Source organism: Pseudarthrobacter sp. J1738, from assembly GCF_050490315.1.
GTDB lineage: Bacteria > Actinomycetota > Actinomycetes > Actinomycetales > Micrococcaceae > JBNPEO01.
Window position 1 is genome coordinate 393,991 of the sequence record NZ_JBNPEO010000001.1, and the last position, 17,409, is coordinate 411,399.

The 17,409-nt window shown below is 58.2% G+C and carries 16 protein-coding genes; 4 read left to right on the forward strand and 12 right to left on the reverse strand.

Features of this window, described 5'->3' with window-relative positions:
• Positions 1 to 8 precede the first annotated feature (8 nt).
• Positions 9 to 1,076, forward strand: a complete 1,068-nt coding sequence (locus ACQR35_RS01875) for a UDP-N-acetylmuramate dehydrogenase (protein ID WP_430269065.1) — start codon at positions 9 to 11, stop codon at positions 1,074 to 1,076.
• Between the two features lie 37 nt (positions 1,077 to 1,113).
• Here ACQR35_RS01875 and ACQR35_RS01880 read toward each other — a convergent pair whose 3' ends face one another.
• Both ACQR35_RS01880 and ACQR35_RS01885 read right to left on the reverse strand, forming a co-directional pair.
• Positions 1,114 to 2,721: a DUF222 domain-containing protein gene (locus ACQR35_RS01880; RefSeq protein WP_430269066.1), complete on the reverse strand. Its 1,608-nt coding sequence runs from the start codon at positions 2,719 to 2,721 to the stop codon at positions 1,114 to 1,116.
• Positions 2,722 to 2,805: 84 nt separating this feature from the next.
• Positions 2,806 to 3,270, reverse strand: a complete 465-nt coding sequence (locus ACQR35_RS01885) for a hypothetical protein (protein ID WP_430267981.1) — start codon at positions 3,268 to 3,270, stop codon at positions 2,806 to 2,808.
• Positions 3,271 to 3,394: 124 nt separating this feature from the next.
• Here ACQR35_RS01885 and ACQR35_RS01890 point away from each other — a divergent pair, with 124 nt between their 5' ends.
• Positions 3,395 to 4,492, forward strand: coding sequence for a winged helix DNA-binding domain-containing protein (locus ACQR35_RS01890; protein ID WP_430269067.1), 1,098 nt, complete (start codon positions 3,395 to 3,397; stop codon positions 4,490 to 4,492).
• Here ACQR35_RS01890 and asd read toward each other — a convergent pair.
• From asd to ACQR35_RS01940, 10 genes are all read right to left on the reverse strand, one after another.
• Positions 4,489 to 5,619, reverse strand: a complete 1,131-nt coding sequence (gene asd / locus ACQR35_RS01895) for an aspartate-semialdehyde dehydrogenase (protein ID WP_430267979.1) — start codon at positions 5,617 to 5,619, stop codon at positions 4,489 to 4,491. The genes ACQR35_RS01890 and asd overlap by 4 nt on opposite strands.
• Before the next feature lie 930 nt (positions 5,620 to 6,549).
• Positions 6,550 to 6,780 (reverse strand): NF038396 family protein, encoded by a 231-nt coding sequence (locus tag ACQR35_RS01900; protein ID WP_430268121.1) that lies wholly within the window; start codon positions 6,778 to 6,780, stop codon positions 6,550 to 6,552.
• Between the two features lie 15 nt (positions 6,781 to 6,795).
• Complete coding sequence (locus ACQR35_RS01905; RefSeq protein ID WP_430267978.1) at positions 6,796 to 7,374, reverse strand: dihydrofolate reductase; 579 nt, start codon at positions 7,372 to 7,374, stop codon at positions 6,796 to 6,798.
• Positions 7,371 to 8,174 carry a thymidylate synthase gene (locus ACQR35_RS01910; RefSeq protein WP_430269068.1) on the reverse strand — a complete coding sequence of 268 codons (804 nt, stop codon included), beginning with the start codon at positions 8,172 to 8,174 and terminating at the stop codon, positions 7,371 to 7,373. The genes ACQR35_RS01905 and ACQR35_RS01910 overlap by 4 nt, the downstream gene beginning before the upstream one ends.
• A 25-nt stretch (positions 8,175 to 8,199) precedes the next feature.
• The gene (locus ACQR35_RS01915; RefSeq protein ID WP_430269069.1) at positions 8,200 to 8,577 is read right to left on the reverse strand and encodes a GntR family transcriptional regulator; all 378 of its coding nucleotides are present in this window, start codon (positions 8,575 to 8,577) and stop codon (positions 8,200 to 8,202) included.
• 4 nt (positions 8,578 to 8,581) lie between these two features.
• Positions 8,582 to 10,378 carry a hypothetical protein gene (locus ACQR35_RS01920; RefSeq protein ID WP_430269070.1) on the reverse strand — a complete coding sequence of 599 codons (1,797 nt, stop codon included), beginning with the start codon at positions 10,376 to 10,378 and terminating at the stop codon, positions 8,582 to 8,584.
• A 58-nt stretch (positions 10,379 to 10,436) separates the two neighbouring features.
• Positions 10,437 to 11,405 carry an NUDIX hydrolase gene (locus ACQR35_RS01925; protein WP_430269071.1) on the reverse strand — a complete coding sequence of 323 codons (969 nt, stop codon included), beginning with the start codon at positions 11,403 to 11,405 and terminating at the stop codon, positions 10,437 to 10,439.
• Between the two features lie 8 nt (positions 11,406 to 11,413).
• Entirely contained in the window at positions 11,414 to 13,654 is a 2,241-nt protein-coding gene (locus ACQR35_RS01930) for an RNA degradosome polyphosphate kinase (RefSeq protein WP_430269072.1), read from the reverse strand.
• 43 nt (positions 13,655 to 13,697) lie between these two features.
• Positions 13,698 to 14,678 carry a mycothiol synthase gene (gene mshD / locus ACQR35_RS01935; protein WP_430269073.1) on the reverse strand — a complete coding sequence of 327 codons (981 nt, stop codon included), beginning with the start codon at positions 14,676 to 14,678 and terminating at the stop codon, positions 13,698 to 13,700.
• Between the two features lie 287 nt (positions 14,679 to 14,965).
• Positions 14,966 to 15,664, reverse strand: a complete 699-nt coding sequence (locus ACQR35_RS01940) for a winged helix-turn-helix transcriptional regulator (RefSeq protein ID WP_430267971.1) — start codon at positions 15,662 to 15,664, stop codon at positions 14,966 to 14,968.
• Positions 15,665 to 15,789: 125 nt separating this feature from the next.
• Between ACQR35_RS01940 and ACQR35_RS01945 the strand changes: the two genes are divergently transcribed.
• Both ACQR35_RS01945 and ACQR35_RS01950 read left to right on the forward strand, forming a co-directional pair.
• Positions 15,790 to 16,563, forward strand: coding sequence for a permease (locus tag ACQR35_RS01945; RefSeq protein ID WP_430267970.1), 774 nt, complete (start codon positions 15,790 to 15,792; stop codon positions 16,561 to 16,563).
• A gap of 139 nt (positions 16,564 to 16,702) precedes the next feature.
• Positions 16,703 to 17,350 (forward strand): FABP family protein, encoded by a 648-nt coding sequence (locus tag ACQR35_RS01950; protein WP_430269074.1) that lies wholly within the window; start codon positions 16,703 to 16,705, stop codon positions 17,348 to 17,350.
• Positions 17,351 to 17,409 lie beyond the last annotated feature (59 nt).

Genomic DNA, 17,409 nt, shown 5'->3' on the forward strand with positions numbered 1-17,409 from the left:
CTGGTGAGGTGACTCAAACACAGCTTTCAACCTTGACCACTGCAGCCGTGGGTGGCCCCGCAGGGAAACTTGTAACAGCGGCGACCGAAGCCGAAATCATTGAGGCTGTAAAGGCAGCAGATGCTGCTGGCGAAAAACTCTTGATCATCGGCGGCGGATCAAACTTGCTGATCTCGGACAAGGGCTACGATGGCACGGTCCTGCGGATTGCGTCCGAGGGCTTTGTAGTCAATTCCGAGGACTCTTGCGGGGGAGTGTCGGTGGTTGTCCAGGCCGGCCACAACTGGGATGCGCTCGTGGAACACGCAGTTAAACATGCATGGTCCGGCATTGAGGCGCTCTCTGGAATCCCTGGTGCCACAGGGGCAACGCCCGTACAAAACGTTGGTGCCTACGGGGCAGACGTTTCACAGACGATCGCTGCTGTGCGGACGTGGGACCGTGAGCGGAATGCAGTACAAACATTCACAAATTCTGAGCTGAAGTTTGGCTATAGGGACTCGATCCTCAAGCAGAACACCATTGAAGGATCGCCACGTTATGTGGTGCTTACAGTGGAGTTCCAGTTGGCGATTGGGCGGATGAGCGCACCCATCAAGTACGCAGAATTGGCCAAGCACCTCGGTGTTGAGGTGGGCCAGCGCGCGTACTCAAACGATGTACGCCGCGAGGTACTCAAGCTGCGGGCATCCAAAGGGATGGTTCTAGATCCGTCCGATCCGGACACGTCATCAACGGGATCATTCTTTACGAACCCGATAGTTGATGCTGAAGTTGCGGCAAGCCTGCCCGCCGATGCTCCTCGTTACCCGGCTGGGGAAGACGGCAAGGTGAAACTTTCGGCGGCGTGGCTGATCGATAGGGCAGGCTTTGGCAAAGGCTTTGGACTCGATTCAGGGTCCGAGTCTGGCGGACGGGCTTCGCTTTCCACCAAACACACGCTGGCTATCACCAACCGCGGCGGAGCCTCGGCGTCGGACATTTTGGCGGTGGCCCGTCAAGTGCGCGACGGCGTACAGCGCACCTTCGGTATCGAGCTGCACGCGGAGCCGCTCATTATTGGCGAGGAACTCTGAGCGTTCACGCTGCGGTGCTGGGGCGCTGGTTAGTGGGTTACCGGGTTAGCAGGCTGGCTAGCGCTAGCTCCCATTGCTTGCTTCGTTTCTCCTGCTCGCGAAGCTGAGCATGTTCCCAATTTTGGGCATGCTGTTCCAAGGCTACGTCGGCCAGCTCGTCAGCCCAATCTGGAGGCAGCCAGGGTGTTTCCCAGTTTTGGGTTTCACTCGGATAGTTTTTTCCGTGGGGTGATATCCAGCCGGGCGGTTCGTGTTTAGTGGCAATGGTTGGTTGCCAAGTACTGGAGTGTTTGAGTCTGTGGTGTTTCTTGCACGGCTGCCCGAGGTTGCTGATACCAGTAGTGCCGCCGCTGGCCCAGGAAAGGATGTGGTCCGCGTCGTTGTCCAGGGAACTGTTGTTACATCCTGGGAACGGGCACTTCCCGTCGCGCATTCTCAACCATTGCCGCATAGCCTTAGGAACCCGGTAACTACTGCGTCCGATCTCTAAGGGTGCACCATTGACCGGATCAATCAGAACCCGGTGAAAAGTCTCGGCGCCTTCAGCGACAAGTTCACGTGCCATGGCTGGTGGGATCGGCCCGTAACCGTCCAACACGGCAGGCTCTTCCGTAACCCCCATCAAAGACAACACTGGGACGGTCACAAGAACCTGCGCCTGAATCTGAGCCCGCGGCGACGTGAACCCCTCACCAGCGCCGTCTTCAATCGTGTTGTTTTTGCTTGTGTTGTTGCCGTTGTTGTCGGTGCCGCCAAGGAGCCATGTGGTCGCGGTGTCGGCCCGTAGCTGGGTGAGTGTTCGGGGTTCTTTAGGGTTTTGGAGTGCTCGTCCTGCTTGGGTGGCACGGTTCCAGATTGCTGAAGCTTTGTCTGCTGGCAGGTAGGCGGACAGCCATGCCATACCGTCCCGGTCCGGGGTGAACTCGAGCCTGCGATCAGCAACACCTTTCACATGCCGGATGGTGATACTTGCCGGGTGGTGGCGTTCTCGCCAGGCTTTTACTTTGGCCCTGAAGCGTGCCGGGACTAGTTCACCTGGTGGGCAGCCGCGGGCAGGGTTCATAGCATCGGGGTCCAAAAAGTGTGCTTCCAGCCCGGCGGCTGTTCCACGTTCTAGGCCTTGGACTTCGTTGCAGAGGATGCGTGCGTGTGCCCAAGAAATCTCCCCCAATTGAAGACTTCTCAGCGTGAACGGCAACTCCGTACTCAACTGCCGGGACTCGAGGATCAGCGTCCCGGCCACGGTTTCGCTAACAGTCAACGCGCACGCAACCTCAGCGACCATACTCATCTGGCTAACAGCCCTATCCTGAGGGCTAGCCTCCGGTGCCAGGAGGACGTCAGTGGCATCAGTGATGTCCTGAAGCAACCGGACTTTCAGTGCCGCTACTTGGGCCTCAACCCGGGCAACACTTGTCAGAGCATCCAAGGCAGCATCCACCCGACCACGAACAGCTTCACCTACAGAATCCACGGCATCAGCCACAGGAAAAGCAATGGTGCCGGCACTAGGAGCAGCTACATCAACCAAGGAATCAGCCCTAGTGCCAGCACCATTCTGGGGGAATCCCAGCGCGCGCACGGAAGACATCAACACCCGGTAGGCGTCTAGACTTTCCGCACTCAACGCTGAGAATCTCTCCATAGCCACAGCCTTGCAGCAGGGTCTGACAATTTAGCCGCAGAACCAGCCAAAACCAGGCACACGGCAAAAATAATTTCGAGATTTTTATTCAGTGGTTTCGGGAGTGGCTTTGGCCAAGAGGATGTAGGTGAGGCCGGATGCTGCAGCGCCAGTCAAAAACACCTGAGTGAAAGCGATCGACTGGGTGGTTGGCCCATCAACACGTAGCCAACCGGCTAGGGCGAAACCCAAAACTCCAACGGCCATAATGAGGGCGCCGGCCCAAAAGCTGCGGACCATGGCAGGTAGCTCGTTGGCCAAAGACCAGCGGTGGGCTTCTGTGTTCAGTGGTGGCTGGAGGATGGCGGCTATAGCCAGCATTCCCATCGAGAGGGCTGCGCACATGGCTCCAACTAGTTGGAGGAGATTCAGTCCCGCTGAGACTCGGATGGTGCTGGTGAGGGCGACGACCAACGCCGCTCCCATTCCCACGATGGCGAGGATCCACGCGGGTACGGCAAGGCCCTTGCTGAGCGGTCGCAGCAAAGGCCACAATTCGCTGATGGTCATAAATCGAGCTTAAATGCTGCGCCTGAATGGTCGCTGGGAGTTTGCCGGGATCGTGTTCAACTGCGTTGATTAAGCAGCTATTGCTCAACCTGACCCGGGCCAACGCGCCGACTAGGATGAACACGTGATCGGGAGACTGCGTTTACAAGCTCAAGGACTGCTGGCCACTGAGGCTAGCTTCTCGCCAACACCCGCAGACGTTGTCAGGCATATGACTGCAATGCAGGCTCAGGACCTGCCGTCGGCAATGTGGGCCGTGGGCCTTCGAGTTCATATCGGCGGTGGCAAACTCTCGCTCGAATCGGTCCGGGCAGCGATCAACTCGGGGGAGATCGTTCGGTCTTGGCCCATGCGTGGCACCCTCCACCTGGTAATGCCGGAGGACCTTGGCTGGATCCTTGAGCTGACAAGTGATCGACTGCACCGGGCAATGAAGTCCCGATTCCGGGAACTTGAAATTACTGATGCCGATCTTGATCAATGCGCCGAAGTAGCAGTGGAGCTTGTAGCCCAAGCGAGGAACAGTGGTGCCGATGGAGGCACGCGGGCCGAGTTGTTTGACGCGTGGGAACGCGCAGGGCAACGAACCAAGGCTCAGCGTGGAATCACAATGCTCGGAACCCTGTGCCGTATGGCTGTTTTGGTTCAAGGCCCGCTGGAAGGCAATCAGCAACTATTCAGAGAATTTAACGAATGGATCCCTTTCTCGCGGCGGCTGGAACGCGAACAGAGCGTTGCCGAGCTTGCCCAGCGTTACTTCGCAAGTCACGGACCGGCGACCATGGCGGACTTCAGTTCGTGGAGCAAACTACCCATCACCGAAGTCCGACGGGCTATGGAAGTCATTGGGGACAAGCTGGAGAAGCGGGTCATTAACGAGCGGGAGTATTGGTGCGCGCCGGACCTGTTCAGCGGGATCCACAAAGTCCCCGGTGCCAGAAGTGTCCTTGCACTCCCTGGATTCGATGAATTCATCCTGGGGTATGCGGATCGAGACGACGTTTTGGACCCTCAGCACGCGGCAAAAATCGTGCCTGGCGGCAACGGTGTTTTTCTAAAAACCATCGTTGTTGGAGGCCGAGTGTGCGGCACTTGGGCGCACCAGTGCACGGGTCCTAAGGACGTCGTCGAACCTTTAGCCTTTAGTGAGCAAATGCGGCCTGCTGCTCAAAAGTCTTTCGAGCAGCAGGCCGCAAAATATCTCAGGTTCTTGGCGTCCTAGAGGTTGCCGGTGGCGATGCTGAGCATACGGCGCAGCGGCTCGGCGGCGCCCCAGAGGAGCTGATCGCCGACTGTGAACGCGCTGATGTATTCCGGGCCCATTTCCAACTTGCGGATACGTCCCACCGGGATGTCCAAGGTGCCGGACGCCGCCACAGGTGTCAGCTCGGCCATGGATGCTTCCTTGGTGTTAGGAACCACCTTGGACCATTCGTTGTCCTCGTCCAGCAGCTTCTCGATCTCGGCTACGGAAAGGTCCTCACGGAGCTTAAGCGTGAGCGCCTGAGAGTGCGAACGCATGGCGCCGATACGGACACACAAGCCATCCATCACGATGTGGCTGTCACCGGATGTGCCAAGGATCTTGTTGGTTTCCTGGCCGGCTTTCCACTCTTCTTTGGACTGGCCGTTGCCAAGATCCGCGTCGATCCAGGGGATCAGCGAACCGGCGAGCGGGACGCCGAATTGAGTGGCGTCAACGCCGGTGCGCTGCTGTTCCAGCACCTTGCGGTCAATGTCCAAAATGGCCGACGCCGGATCGTTCAGTTCTGCGCTGACCGCACCGTTGAGCGTGCCGAACTGCGTGAGGAGCTCGCGCATGTGCCGCGCCCCACCGCCGGACGCTGCCTGGTAGGTCATGGATGTGCCCCATTCAACCAGCCCGTTCTTGAACAGTCCGCCCAGGCCCATGAGCATGCAGGAGACGGTACAGTTACCGCCCACGAAGTCCTTGGTGCCGTTGGCAAGCCCACGGTCGATGACGTCGCGGTTGATCGGGTCCAGCACAATGATCGAGTCCTGGTTCATTCGCAGCGTTGACGCAGCATCGATCCAGAGGCCGTCCCAGCCGCGTTCGCGCAGCTGGGAGTGAACGCGTTGGGTGTAGTCCCCGCCTTGTGCCGTGACAATGATCGGTAGCTTCGCGAGTGTCTCAACATCGTAGGCATCTTCGAGTTTGCCCGCGCTGCCAGACGCCGCGCCGGAAAGTTCCGGGGCACTGGCACCAGCGTTGGAGGTTGAGAAGAAAACTGGGTTGATGTTGGCGAAGTCGCCCTCGTCCTGCATACGTTGCATCAGGACGGAACCGACCATACCGCGCCAACCGACGAGGCCTACTGATTGAGTCATGTCTTCAGTTTAGAGCTTTGGACGGGCCCGACGCCGATTCTTACGTTGGTGAGGTGACTCAAGCGGGTGCGAGAGGCCGGCAGTCTTGCGGGCCTTTTCGGCCCGACGTTCTTTGAAGTAGTAGGTCCACGCGGCCCAGAACGGATACAGTACGGCGAGGTAGACCCACCAGATCTCACCGAATATTTTTCAGTCGACCCCACAAACTTGCTGACCGCGGTGCCACGCTTGAGCAGGTCGTCCAACGGGCCGTTGGTAATCAACCGCTCCGTGCGTAATACCGGGCCATTGACGCGGTGAAGACCTTTTTGGAACGATCGTATAAACGCAGTTTTCTCGTTCTTCAGCATCCAACCGTACTGCGAAGCAAGCTTGGTGACAGTGAAGGGCGCCTTGATCCACTTGTGAATGCCCATGCCGCCCCGTATCAAGCCAACCGAGCCAGCCAAGAGGCCGGCTAAGGACCAATTTCCGCCAGGGATTCCGGGGATGATTGGTGCGTCAGTTCCGCGGCCGGCACCGGTGGAAATGTTGCTGGCCTTTTCCTGTTCGGAGGCCTGAGCATTAACTGTTTTGACTCTTGGTGCAGTGCTGGTGCAGTGCTGGCGCAGTGCTTGCGCAGCGCTTGCGCAGTGCACGTAATCAACGCCCCGTGGCTGCCGTTCCACTCCGACTTGAAGCGCGCACTGTCTGCGCCCTTCCACGATTGGTTCCCATTGATCTCGCTGCTCAGGTTCGAGGACTGACGCATTAGCAGGTCTGAAGCCTTGCCGAACTGTTGCGCAAGAGTTCGCAACTGGGCCACATCTGCACCCCAAAAATTCCCTGCCATCAAATGCCTCCCAAGCCGTGAAACAGCTTAACCCGCCAAAATATCTGTCCCTACCGTAAAGCGAACGTCAAAAATGCGCGAGGGGGTGGACTCCCCACCTAGCTGTCAGCAGAGCCGGGGTTTTGCTCAAGCAGAACAACGCGTTTGCGCGTCCGCAGCGCCCACATGGAACCAAAAACGAAGACCTGCGTCAGGATCACCAAAACGATTGCGCCGATAATCTTCTGCCCACTCAGGATCATGGTCAGCCCCACAATCGCCGAAAGTAGTGCGAACAGCGGCAACAGCATGTAACCCAAAACAAAAAGAGCTTCGGGGCGTTTTAGCACGCTCAAGCTAGACATTTATGCCTCCGTCCGGCGCCACATTGTGAAGCGGTAGCGGGTTTCAGTGCGGCTAGTGAGCCAACCTTCTTGCGGGATCACGGTCGCGAACTTCCAATCCTCGCCCAAGTCCGGCGCCTTTGTGTCGCCGTCGGCCTCCACGTCAATAACCGTGACGATCGCGATGTCTGCGATTTCTGCTGCCTGCGCAAAAATCTCGCCGCCACCAATGATCCAAACTTTTTGACCGCCCGGAGAAAATTGCGATTCTATGATCGCTTGGTCCAATGAATTAACCACAACGGCGCCAGGCGCGCTCCAGTCACTCTGCCGTGTGATCACAATGTTGGTGCGATCCGGCAGCGGGCGGTACTTTTCTGGGAATGACTCCCACGTTTTGCGGCCCATAATTACGGGGTGCCCGGTGGTCATTTTGCGGAAGTGCTCAAGATCTTCGGGCACGTGCCACGGCATACCGCCCTGGTTGCCAATGACGCCATTAGACGCTTGCGCCCAAATTAAGCCGATCCCGGTCATGGACGCGGCGACTTCCTCAGTGAAGATGACCTGCGGAATGCTCGGATTTTCCGGGGTGCTCATACGGCGATCGGTGCCTTAATCGTGGGGTGGTGTTGGTAGTTGGAAATCTCAAAGTCTTCAAGGGTGTAATCGAAGATGCTCTCAGGATGGCGAAGGAGCGTCAGCTGCGGGTACTCATACGGATCCCGGGAAAGCTGCTCTTGAACCTGTTCCACGTGATTGTCGTAAATGTGGCAATCACCGCCAGTCCAAATGAATTCACCAACGTCGAGCCCAGTTTGAGCAGCAACCATATGAGTCAGCAGAGCGTATGAGGCAATGTTGAAAGGGACTCCCAAAAACATGTCAGCCGAACGTTGGTACAACTGGCAGGACAACTTCCCGTCAGCAACATAGAACTGGAAAAACGCGTGGCACGGAGGCAGTGCCATGTTGTGAAGTTCTGAAACATTCCACGCTGAGACAATGTGCCGGCGGCTGTCTGGATTGGTTTTGAGTTCCTCGACTACCTGCGCGATTTGGTCAATGTGTTCGCCACCCGGGGTGGGCCATGAACGCCACTGAACGCCGTAAACCGGGCCCAGTTCGCCAGCTTGATCGGCCCATTCATCCCAAATGGTGACGCCTTGTTCTTGCATCCAACGCACATTCGAATCCCCACGCAGGAACCACAAAAGTTCCACCGCCACGGACTTAAAATGCACTCGCTTGGTGGTGATCAAGGGGAAACCCTTTGCCAGATCAAAGCGAATTTGGCGGCCAAATACGCTGCGAGTTCCAGTGCCAGTACGGTCCGACTTAGCTACACCGCTGGCTAGTACTTCGCGCAGCAAGTCTTCATAGGGCGTGGGGATGCTCATGGCCAAAAGTCTACCGGCGCCAGCGTCAGCGAGTGGCCTCGAACGCGCCCCGCACCAGGGCCGTTAGACGGTCGGCATCGAGCCCGGCAGTTTTCGCTTCACTAATCAAGTGTTCGACGGCGGCACTCACCTGCGGCGGTACGGTCACTGCGGAGGCCGGAAGTTTGGCGACTGTGGTTCCCGAGCGGCGGGCGGTGCTTACCACACCGGCAGACTCAAGCTCCCGGTACGCCCGTGCCACTGTTCCTGCTGCAACACCAAGATCGGCGGCTAGAGCTCGCACCGTGGGCAGCCGCGTGCCAGGCGTTAACTGTCCGGAGCCCACTAGCAAGGTGATCTGCTGCCGGATCTGCTCATAGGGGGGAATCGGAGAGTCTAGATCGACGACGATGCGAGCGGCCATTTACTTAGCCATCCCTCAAGGAAGCCGAACGCGGCAGTCTAAGGGCGCCAGTCGCGGTGAGCTTGGTGCTTGGTGGGATAACGCACAATATGACCGCGACGGCGATGAGCGGGATGCCGATCCACTGGCCAACGGGGACGCTAGTCAGTGCCTGGTAGCCGTTTGGCTGATCTTGGAGCATGCGAATGCTGCCCACCGCGGAAGCTAGGACAACACCAGCGATGCCGAGCCAGCTCGCTGCCAACAACTTGACTGCGCGGTACACGGTGATCTGGCGGAGCGCTTTATCCCGTGCGGGGCTCCCTGCAGTGAGGGACTGGCGCCGGGATGCCACCACAACGCACAACACGGCAAACACCACGACGACGGCACAGCACACACTCGCGCCAATCCAAGCGGGAACCGGGACAACATAGCTGGTCGATAGGTCTGGGTTCGCCTGTGAATCGGTGACGGAAGCGCCGCCCGCCATCTCCCACAAGCGGGGCCCGATAGCCGCCACGGTGATTGCCCCTGTCACGATGATTGCCGCCGCCACCGTGGTCCAAAGAAGCCACGGTGCAGTCCACACCCAGTGGCTGGTCCTCGGCTCCACTGCATTTACCGGGCTCTCGCCCCGATTGCCACAGTAATTGCGCTGTAGCAGCAATTCGCCGGCGCACAGGGCTATCAGAGAACCGACGCCGGCGGCGGTGACGCTCACCCAGGGCTCTTGGTTATTGAACGTCGCGCCCCAGCCTGCAACAACAAGGATGATCGCTACTAGGCCACCCAGCGGCATCGCTGTGCCCACGGACGTCACAAGCCGGGTGGCTCTCGCTTCCGGCGAGGACAATGGTGCCGCACCAGCGCGCCAACCCGACGCCGCGCCGTCGTAAGCATTGAGTGCTGGCGGGTGCCACAAGAACATCACCACAAGAATCGCCATGTTGATGATCCCCGCGATGTTGATCCAGGATCCGGACGTGCCAGTGAAGTTGTCGGTGGGCATGGTGATGCGCGAGTAGGCCGCGGCGGTGACACCAAGTCCGGCTGCAATGGTGGCCACGGTCCGCAAAAGCCGGTTTATGGCGATCCTGCGGAGAACATGGTCCTCATCGGTGCTCAGCGTTTCGATGGCACGGCGTCGAGTGATCAGGGCGAGTACTGCCACGGTTCCGGCAGCTAGCAGGACCAAACCACCGCCCAGCGAGGCGGCTACGAACCACCCTTCTAACCGTCCTGATTGAGCGCCGAACTGGGCTACGCCGTCAGCATCCACACCGGCGTCCATGGGTGAAAAACCGGGCAGCGGGATAAGCAGAGCAATAAATACAGCGCTCGAAACGAAGCAGGCAGCGGTGACCCAGGACAGCACTCGCGGGAGAAAATCGCCAATCCTTCGTACCACCAGAGCCGCCTGGCGGGTGCTACGCCGGGGTCCGGGGTAACTGAGCTGACCCAGAGCATGAATGCCCAAAACGGCGAGGACGGGCAGCAGCAATGCCGGAACTTGTTCGCTGAGCCAGTGACCTAGATACAAATCGTGAAGCTGCGCTTGGTCTGGTCCAGGCAACCCGCTTGGCACCGCCAAGTGCCCCGGGATGCTGCCGAACGGGTTCGGCTGCTGGGTGTTTTGGAGGCTACTGAAGACCCAGCCGAGTATGCCCACCCACAGCGCGTGTTGAGTGATCGATACGGCATTGCTGCCTTCGCGCGGCGTCCAGACGATCCAGCGTAGCAACGCGTATACGGCGGCTGCGCCCACCATCAGAGCGACTGGCAGCCAGGTTGGCCATGAATAGGAGAACGGCATGTTCACACCCCCAAGGTTTTGTACCAAGTATTTGGTACAAAACCTTGGGGGTCAAGAGTTTTGCCTAATCTTCGTAAGGTTTGTACTGCTCCACGGCAAGAATCTTCGTTGGCTTAGCCACGCTCACGTGACACACAATGGTCTCGCCAGGGGTGAGGTACGGATCGTTGGTGGGCAAGCTCAGCGACATTTGCTGTGGCATGTGAGCCGCAAGCTGCTTGAGCACTGTTGGAAGGGCGGGGCGGTGTGTACACAGGGCCACCGGTTTTGGCCGATCGAAAAGTCCTTCAACTACGGCTGCAGTCTTTTTGGGGCTCCGTTCATGCTTGCGTTCCGTCAGGGCCTCAACGAGCTTAACCTTGGCGTCGGTGGCTTTGGCGTATGGGGCAATCGTGGAGACGCAACGCTGCCACGGGCTTGTGACAATTCGCTCGGGCATCCACACCATCAGGAGCCGCTTGACCGCTTGGGCCTGACGCACACCTGTAGCAGCTAGCGTCCTATCACCTTCAGCTTTGGTCCACGACGCGCGGGGTTTTGCCTTAGCGTGGCGCACAATAATCAGTGGCCAAGTTTCCAGCTCGTTGCGTTCGTGCGCAGCCACCAGCTCTTCAAGCGGGACCACATCACTTGGGTTACTCAGCAGTGAGGCAGCTTTTGATGGACTGCACCACAAAACGCTGTCTACTTCCTTTCCATCCGGAAGCAGCCGCTGTCCGTCCACCTGAATAGCCCAGTAGTGCACTATTTTTAGCCCGGCTGAGACCCGGTAGTGAATGGGTTGAAGAGGTATGCCTAAGGTTGCCTTGAGCCCAATTTCCTCGTAGACCTCACGAATACCGCACTCCGGAACCGTCTCGACCGCGTCAAGCTTGCCCTTGGGCCAAGACCAGTCGTCGTATCGGGGCCGGTGGATCACTAGAACTTCCAAGCGTCCCTTGTGGATACGCCATGGAATTCCACCAGCAGCTACGACGGCCATTTTTTCGCCCACGTGCTCCTGCTGGTCAGCTACAGGTGTGTCGCTCTTCATCTATGTAGCTACCGCCGGGTTACGGAACGCTGGCGTGAACGGCTGGCCAAGAGCCAAGACTGAATGTCTTCTAGCTCGTTTCCTTCCGCATCCAGGTGATGACGTTCCCACTGACCGTCGGTGTCCAAGTGCCAGCTGGCCGTCCCAGGATCAACGTACCGGTTCAGCAGGGCAACAACATCGGCCACATCCTCGGCGTTGGAAAGCTGGACCAACGCTTCAACACGGCGGTCAAGGTTGCGGTGCATCATGTCAGCCGAGCCAATGTAGACTACCGGTTCCCCGCCGTTAGCGAAGCTGAAAACCCGTGAGTGTTCAAGGAATCGGCCTAGGACGGAGCGGACTGTGATGTTTTCGCTCAGACCAGGCACACCGGGGCGAAGCGAGCAGATTCCGCGCACAATGATGTCCACTTTGACCCCGGCTTGGGAAGCGCGGTACAGCGAATCAATGAGTGCTTCGTCGACCATGGAGTTGACCTTGATCTGAACCTTTGCGGCCAGCCCGGCGTGTGCATTGCGGATTTCAGTTTCGATCCGATCAATGAGGCCAGAACGCACCGAACGCGGAGCCACCAGAAGCCGCTTAAATGTGGACTTGGGTGCGTAACCTGAGAGCTGGTTAAAGAGCCGGGAAAGGTCTTCGCCCACCTGATTGTTTGAGGTCAGCAAGCCGAGGTCCTCGTAGTACCGGGCAGTTCGGGGGTGGTAGTTACCAGTTCCTATGTGGCAATAACGGCGAATGCCATCAGCTTCTTGACGAACCACCAGCGAAAGCTTGCAGTGCGTTTTGAGGCCAACAATGCCGTACACAACGTGAACGCCGGCCTGCTCAAGCTTGCGAGCCCAAGAGATGTTGGCCTGCTCGTCAAAGCGAGCCTTGATCTCTACCAGTGCCAGAACCTGTTTGCCAGCCTCAGCAGCATCGATCAGTGCATCAACGATCGGTGAGTCGCCAGAGGTTCGGTACAGGGTCTGCTTGATGGCCTGAACCTTGGGGTCAGCCGCTGCCTGTTCCAAAAAGGCCTGTACCGAGGTGGAGAACGAATCGTAGGGGTGGTGAAGCAAAATATCCCTGCGCCGCATGGCACCAAAAACGTTGGCAGCCTTGGAAGTTTCGGATTCGTTGAGGAAGCGGGAGGTGTGCGGAACCTGCTTGGGGTAGTGCAGATCGGCGCGATCAATCCCAGCAATCACGGAGAGTCCGCGCAGATCCAAGGGGCCGGGGACAGAAATCACTTCAGAGGGCTCAACACCGAGTTCGCGCTCTAGCAGGGCGCGAATATTTGGGTTGATGTCGTTGGTGACTTCCAAACGTACTGGCGGACCAAAACGGCGCCGCAGCAGTTCTTTCTCGAGGGCCTGAAGCAAGTTCTCGGCGTCGTCCTCTTCAACCTCAACGTCTTCGTTGCGGGTGACGCGGAAGGAGTGGTGCTCCAGCACTTCCATGCCTGGGAACAACTGATCCAAGTGAACAGCAATCACTTCTTCGAGCGAGATAAAACGAGCCACTCGTCCCGGAACAGCACCGGCGCGTGGGCCGTCAACGGAGATCAGGCGCGGCAACTGGTCCGGAACCTTCAGACGAGCAAACAGTTCTTTGTCGCTGATCGGGTTTCTAACCACAACTGCCAAGTTCAAGGACAGCCCAGAAATGTAGGGGAACGGGTGTGCTGGGTCCACGGCCAATGGCGTGAGGATCGGGAACACCTTTTCGGTGAACATTTTGCTGAGCTGGTGGCGGGCTTCAAGATCCAGGTCTTCCCAATGCATCAGGTGGATCTGCTCATAGGCGAGTGCTGGCCGGATCTGGTCTGCAAAAACTCGAGCGTGACGTTCTTGAAGTTTGCGGGCTTCGTCGCTGATCTGTTCTAGAACTTCAATGGGGCTCAGGCCCGCCGGGGACGGCACCGCAAGGCCGGTTGCAATGCGCCGTTTCAAACCAGCCACACGAACCATAAAGAATTCGTCGAGGTTGGATGCGAAGATCGAGAGGAAGCTGACGCGCTCCAGCAGGTACAAATCGGGATCTTCGGCAAGTTCCAAAACGCGAGCATTGAACGCAAGCCAGCTGAGTTCTCGGTCCAAAAAGCGGTCCGGCGATATTTCGCCGTCGGGCAACTGACTGGGTGCAAACTCGGGGATATCAATCCGGTCCTGGGTTGCGCGTGCAGCATTAACTTCCGAGGATCCAAAGCGTGCTGGCGCCACGTCGGTCTGCTGGGCGGTACCTGCATTGTTGGCTTGCATGTCACTCCTCGTGGTGCGGGTGGTTCACCTCAACCTTACAGAACTATGCGCCCTGAATTTCAGCCTTTTGCCGGTACATGACGTCCATGTCCCAGCGGGTGAATCCAAGCTTTTGGTAAAGGGCCACAGCCGCGGTGTTATCGGCATCCACGTAAAGCATGATGGTGGCGATTCCTCGCTGGCTCAAATACCTGATACCGGCGGCCGTGAGCGCGCGGCCCAAACCCATTCCTTGAGCCTGCGGAGTAACTCCCACAACGTAAACCTCACCCAGGGGTTCTTGCCCAGCCGTGGACGCATGAACCTTGGTCCAGTGAAAACCTAGAAGTTCGTTTTCAGCATTGACGGCGAGCAAAAATCCTGCCGGATCAAACCAGTCCTCAGCCGTACGTTCGGCGAGGTCAGCCTGGGTCATATTGCCCTGTTCTGGGTGATGGGCGAAGGCTGCGCGGTTGGCGGCGAGCCAAGATTCCTCATCGTGGCCTGGAATAAAGGCCCGAATTGAAACGCCCTCAGCCAATGGCGCGGACTGCGTACTTGATGCCGAAGCTGCGTCTAAGCGCATCCGCCACAGTTCACGAACGGGAACAAAACCAAATTCTTTGGCTAGTTCAGCTGCTGTGTTGTGGCTGGCATGCGCCCACGCGCTGAGGCCACGCAGCCCACTTTCACGGTTTGCGGCAACTTCAGCGATGAGCCGCCTAGCCACCCCCATTCCGCGGTAGTTAGGGTGAACAGCAAGTTCTAGAAGGCCGGCGTGTGAGTCATCTTCGTTCGGGTCCTCAATCACGACGGCGAACCCGGCCAGCGTTGCTTCTTCGCCAACGTATGCGCTCACCGTCCGTACTGTTTGTTGCTCCGAGCCGCCAGTGCGTAGTGAAATAATGCTCTGCTCCGACACGGGCGGCTTTCCGTCTTCGCTTTCCGCTGCCATGAGAACGGCAGTGGCGTGACGCAAAAACGTGGCGTCCACGGGCCCGGTAGTCACGGCAAGATGCAAGTTCAAGGAGTGCTCGGTGCTCATTGCCTAAGGTTATATGGCGCTTCAGGCGCTACAGCCAGCCAATTTTGCGAGTGGCCCATCGGTTACGTATAGTGGATATCTCGTTCGGTTGCCAGCGTTGGTGGCGAGAACGGCGAGGGGGATCCACCAGTGGGGTGGCCTCGATACGTTCGACCCGTATGTCCTCCACCAGTAAATTGCCCTCAGTCACATGGCTGAGGGCAATTTTTTTGCTTTTGTTCAGCGCCCCAGTTCAGCGCCCCACAAGAGTTGGGTGCTTCTATGCGTGGCGCGTACCGGTGGCGTGCTTAGGCGTCCGCGTGCTCGTCTTCTGGCATTCGGGTCAGCGTCAGTCGGTAGCCCACGTTACGTACAGTGCCGATCAAGTTTTCGTTATCCGCTCCGAGTTTGGCCCGCAAACGGCGCACATGCACGTCTACCGTGCGGGTGCCTCCGTAGTAGTCGTAGCCCCAAACTTCGGTTAGTAGCTGCTGGCGGGTAAAGACCCGTCCCGGGTGTTGAGCTAAGTACTTGAGCAGTTCAAATTCTTTGAACGTCAGGTTCAGAGGAGAACCATTAACGCGTGCGGTGTAGCTTGCCTCGTCAATAACGACGCCGGCAGCGCGGATTTCGGTTTGAGTTTCCTCTTGCTCGGCGGAACCTCGTGCGATGGCCAAGCGGATGCGGGCCTCAACTTCAGCGGGTCCTGCCGTTTCAAGGACGATGTCATCTACCGCCCACATTGCCGAAACTGCAGCCATGCCGCCCTCTGTGAGAATCAACACAAGCGGGGAGCTGAGGCCAGTGGCTTTGAGCAGTTGAGTCAGCGAACGGGAGCCCACTAGATCCTTGCGTGCATCAAGTAAAACGACGTCACAGGGATCGGTGTCTAGGAGCGCGGTGGGTTCGGCCGGAAGGATGTGAACTCGGTGGTTGAGCAGTTCCAGGGCAGGCAAAACGTCAATAGATGATCCTGGGCTGTTCGTCAGGAGCAGTATGTGCGACATTTTTCCTCCAATGGGCTGGAGCACATCGTCGGGCCGTTGCTTGAGTATAGCTAAGCGGGAACTGTCTATGCCGCTTGTGTCCACAGTGCAAGCACTTCTGGTGTCACATAAGGCAGGATGGGCTTGTGACTTCGAGCAATGACAGCAGCGCTACGCCACTGGCCCACGGTTCATCCCTAGTGGGTCTTATAGGTTTGCTCGGACTAACGCTGCTCGTTGGTGGCTCATACTTAGCTGCCCCGGCGCATACCGTGGCCGTGGCGGTTGTGGCTGCGTTGATCGGTCTGGGCTGGCCGCACTTCTTGGGCATTCCTGCGCGCAAAACCTTGGGTGCCGTATTGGGCCTGTCCGCCGTTGCCTCCGTTGTTACAGCTGCGATGACCAAAGCTCCAGGATTTTTGGAGTGGACTCCAGCCTTTATTGCCCTGGGCTGTATGGCAGTGATGCTGGTCCAGCTCATTCGTGGCACAGGACAAGCAGCGCGCCTTGAATCAACTCTTGGCGCTTGCGCGGGCGTAATGCTCGCTGCCCTGAGCGCGGGTTGGATCGCGAACACACGTTACAACGGCGTCAGCGAGATGGTTCTGGTAGCTGGCATTAGCGCCGCCGTCGCACTTTTGGTGGGGATGATCCGGTGGCCGGACCGTATTGTGGCACCGTTAGGTGTTGTGATGGCCGCACTTGCGGCGCCGTTAAGCGGGTTGGTCTTTTCTGACCTCGCGGTGGTGCCAGCGGCTGTAACTGGGGTTGTTGTTGCCTCGGTGCTGATGAGTTTCCGTAGGCTGGTTTCGCTTCACCGCGGCTCATTGAGCGTCATGGCTGCGATTGGAGTTGGGCTGGCACCAGTGGCTGCAGTTGGGGCGCTGGCGTATTTCATTGACAAATTACTGACCGTCTAAGGCGTTAGGATTACAGCATGTCCGTTCTTACTTTTGAAATCATTTTCTTGGTTCTGCTCGGCGTCGCAGGCTTGTCCATGGCGTGGTTTGCAGGATTCGTTGTCTACCGGCTGTTCAAGGGCCAGAAGTAGCAGCTGCTGTGGCCATTGAAATCCCCACCGGACTCACCCCTGAACTCGTTCCCCTCTCATGGTTGATTGGCGAATGGGAAGGCCGCGGCCGTTTGGGCTCGGGCGAGGAAGATTCCGAGCACTTTCTACAGCACGTTAGCTTCACTCATAACGGTTTGCCGTACTTGCAGTACCGGGCAGAAAGCTGGCTCACTGACGAAGACGGCGCAGTTGAGCGGCCGCTCTCGGTGGAAACCGGTTTCTGGGCACTCGAGCGTAAGCTCGACGACGCCGATGGTGGCCCCGGCCTGATCCCGGCGGATATTGTTCCCGCCCTGAAAACTGCAGACGAAGTTGAAGCGCTTCGCAATGCCGACGGTGGATTTAACATCGCCGTTTCTATTACCCACCCCGGCGCGATTTCGGAGCTCTACTACGGCCAGATCAAGGGCCCGCAGATTCAGCTCAGCACGGACATGGTGATGCGCGGGAGCCACTCGAAGCAGTACACCGCGGCCACACGAATTTTCGGTTTGGTTGACGGAAATCTGTTGTGGCGCTGGGATGTTGCTACCGGGCCTTTGGCCACGGATGGTTCCACTAGCGGCCAAGATGAGAACTCACTCAAGGCCCATGCTTCAGCCTTCCTGAACAAAATCTCCACTCCCACCGAGTAGCTGCGTCCCGTGACGCAGCCCCGAGATCGAGCGCCGAAATCCGGCGCTCTTTCCTTCCC